At 67.7% G+C, this 3,267-nt stretch carries 2 protein-coding genes; both read right to left on the reverse strand.

Annotated features, from left to right (window positions below; translation table 11 throughout):
• A partial coding sequence (locus tag JCM9942_RS12705; protein WP_304941145.1) for a ligand-binding sensor domain-containing protein occupies nucleotides 1–1,777 on the reverse strand: 1,777 nt, incomplete at its 3' end.
• Nucleotides 1,778–2,428: 651 nt separating this feature from the next.
• Complete coding sequence (rlmB, locus tag JCM9942_RS12710; RefSeq protein ID WP_054660104.1) at nucleotides 2,429–3,175, reverse strand: 23S rRNA (guanosine(2251)-2'-O)-methyltransferase RlmB; 747 nt, start codon at nucleotides 3,173–3,175, stop codon at nucleotides 2,429–2,431.
• Nucleotides 3,176–3,267 lie beyond the last annotated feature (92 nt).

The raw sequence follows: 3,267 nt of genomic DNA on the forward strand, positions 1-3,267 counted from the left end.
CGCTGGCGACCCCGTCGATCTCGCGGTACATCACCCCCTCCAGCCGGGGCCGCGTGCCATCGGCCACCGCCTGCAGCTGCTGCGCGTCCGTGCGCCAGATGCCGCGATTGCTGCTCAGCCAGACATTGCCCAGCGCGTCGGGCACCAGCTCGAACACCGTATCCACCGGCAGCCCGTGTTGCAGCCCCACGTGCGCCAGGCCGTTGCCGGTGTAGCGGTAGAGACCACGGTCGCTGGTGATCCACACCGCATCGTCAATCTGGCGGAAGCCGTATACGGCGCGCGCATCGCCAAGTTTGGCGATATCGATCTTCTGGGCGCGTCCGCCCTGCATGCGCCACACGCCTTCGGTGGTACCGATCCACAGGGTGTCTTCCAGCCAGCTCAACGCCAGCACCACCGTGCGCGGCATGCCCGGAAGCACCACCGGCACGGCGCGCCCGTTTTCCAGCTGCAGCACCCCGTGGGCCGAGCCCAGCCACACCCGGCCGTCGGGCGCGAGCGCGATCGCCCGGTAGTTGCCACGCGGCACCTCCTCCCCGGGCCGGTACCGCTGCACACGGCCACGGTCGTCGATATGGAAGACGCCCTCGCCACGGGTGCCGATCCAGACGTCATCCCGGTTCCCGGTAGCCAGCGCCAGTATCGAAGGCTGGCGTTCGCCGGGCCGCAGGGCGACCGGCTCGATCCGCCCATCGGGCAGCATCCGGTCCAAGCCACTGCTGCTGCCTATCCACAGCGCCCCGTTGGCATCTTCGGTGAGCGTGCGGATGAAATCGCCACTGAGTCCATCGCTATGGGTGTAGCTGTTGAACAGGGCCTCGCGCAGGCGCAACAGACCGCCATTCAAGCCGACCCAGATGCTGCCTTCCTGGTCCTCCAGCAGGCTGATGACCCGCGAGTCGAGCAGCGCCCCGGTCGAGCGCAGATGCTCGGCGCCCTTTTCGCCCAACCGCCACAGCCCGTTGTTTTCGGTCCCCACCCAGACCTCCCCGTGGCGGTCCAGCAGCATCTCGGTGAGCTGGCCCACGCCGGGAAGCCGGTGTTTGAGTACCAGATGCTCGCCTTCCATCCGGTAGAGATGGTCGGCCGCCACCACCCACAGCGAGTGATCCGGTGCCAGATAGGGCCAGGCCAGACCGGGCGGAAGATCGAACGCGGCAGGCGCGCGCTTGATCACGCCGTCGACATCCAGATACAGCAGGCCGTCGAAGGTTCCTATCCAGACCCGGTCACGCCCGTCCACCGCCATGTGGGTGAAATTGACCGCATCGCGCAGCGCCGCCGGCGGCAGGAAATGATGGAAGCGGCCATCCGGGTCCAGCCGGCCAAGTCCGGTGCCTTCATACAGCAGCCACAGCCGGTCGCGGCTGTCCTTGTGCATGGCCTCGATCATGACCGCCGGCGCATCGCCGTGGGGCGGCCGCCACTGCTGCCAACGGCCCTTCTGGTCGAAACGGGTGACATTGCCGCGCGAATCCCCCACCCACAACGCGCGCTCCCGGTCCACGTACAGGGTGCCGATGCCGTTGTCCGGCACGGGAGGACGGCTGTTGCGATCGAACACGGTGAAATCCAGCCCGTTGTAGCGGGCCAGCCCTTCCCAGGTGGCGAACCATAGATGGCCGTCAGGAGTCTGCGCGATATCCCGCAACGTGTTGTGCGGCAGGCCGTTGCGGCTGGTCCAAAGGTCGCGGCTGTAATCGTTCAGCGCGGTGCGGCTGGACTGGCTCCAGGCGGGCCACGCGGCCATCAACAACAGCAGAAACAACGACAACGCGCCGCTTACCCGCCGCCCGGCGGGCAAGCGCATACGACCTGCGCTGTCTGCCAGGTAAGCCTTATGACCGGTTTCCGATTCCATCGTGGACGATCTGCTCTTGCATGCGCCCCCGGCCTGGCGCGCCCCTGAATACCGGGTCCCGGGGAAGCCACGGCGCGCCTGCAACGACAACGCCGCCATCCTCCGACAGCTTCAACCTACACCACTTGCCCGCGACCGGCGGCAACCATTCCCATTTGCCGCGCGGGCCACGGGACATCCCGCCACCGTGACAGCAGCGGCGAACGGCGGCTCGGGAAGAGATCAAAATGCGGCCGGACATGGCGAATGCCCCATCGCCCGACTCTGCCGGCTGGCACCGCGTCCATCGCGGCACGTCCATCCGCCGGCAGCCCCCTGTTGGCCCGGCAGATGCTAACCGGCAAACGTAAGAGCCCAGGCGGTGATCGCGCAGGCTGCCTGTCCAGGCGATCACGCGGATCGCCCGTCCCACCCTCCCTTCGGGTATCGGCAGAAACCCGCACCCGGGGATGCACTGGCGAGCTGGCGCGGCAGGCGCCCGTGGCGGCTTCGCACCGGCGCACCGCGGTCGCAGCCATAAAAAAGCCCCGCTGATGGCGGGGCTTTGGGTGGCAACGGAGCGGTTCAGACCAGGCGCTGGCGCACCGCCTCAAACAGCACCACGCCGGTGGCCACCGACACGTTGAGGCTTTCGATATCGCCCGGCATCGGGATGCGCACCAGCCCATCGCAGGTCTCGCGGGTCAACCGGCGCAGGCCATCACCCTCGCCGCCCATCACCAGCGCCACATTGCCACGCAGGTCGAGCTGATGGATGGTCTGGTCCACTTCACCGGCCAAGCCGTACACCCACACGCCCAGCTTCTGCATGTCCTTGATACAGCGCACCAGATTGGTCACCGCCACCACCGGGATACGGTCGGCGGCACCGGCGCTGGTCTTGCGCACGGTGGCGTTGACCGGCGCGCTCTTGTCCTTGGGAATCACCACCGCGGTGACGCCGGCAGCGGCCGCGCTGCGCAGGCAGGCGCCGAGGTTGTGCGGGTCCTGCACCTCGTCCAGCACCAGCACCAGCGCCTTGCCGCCAGCGGCCTCGATCAGGCCTTCCAGCTCGTTCTCGGCCCACAGCTTGGGCGCGGCGTAACGGGCGACCACGCCCTGATGGCGGACCTGTCCGGCCACGCCACCCAGTGCCTGGGCGTTGACCTTGCGCACGTCGATGCCTTTCCGCAGGGCTTCTTCCTCGATTTCCACCAGACGCGGATTCTTGGCGCCGGCCTCGATCAGCACTTCGCGGACATTCTCCGGGTCTTTTTCAATCGAGGAAGCCACGGCATTGACGCCGACGATCCACTGGTTCTGCTTGCTCATGGGCGTCACATGGGGAAAAACGGGGGGTGGCAATGGTAGGCCCATTCGGTCCGGCCCGCAGCTGCCACCGGCCTGCGGACCGCGCGACGGGC

This window comes from Stenotrophomonas pictorum JCM 9942 (genome assembly GCF_001310775.1).
GTDB lineage: Bacteria > Pseudomonadota > Gammaproteobacteria > Xanthomonadales > Xanthomonadaceae > Stenotrophomonas > Stenotrophomonas pictorum.

Excerpts from the sequence above, each read along its gene's own strand:
- rlmB (WP_054660104.1), bottom strand. The coding sequence starts at position 3,175 with ATGAGCAAGCAGAACCAGTGGATCGTCGGCGTCAATGCCGTGGCTTCC.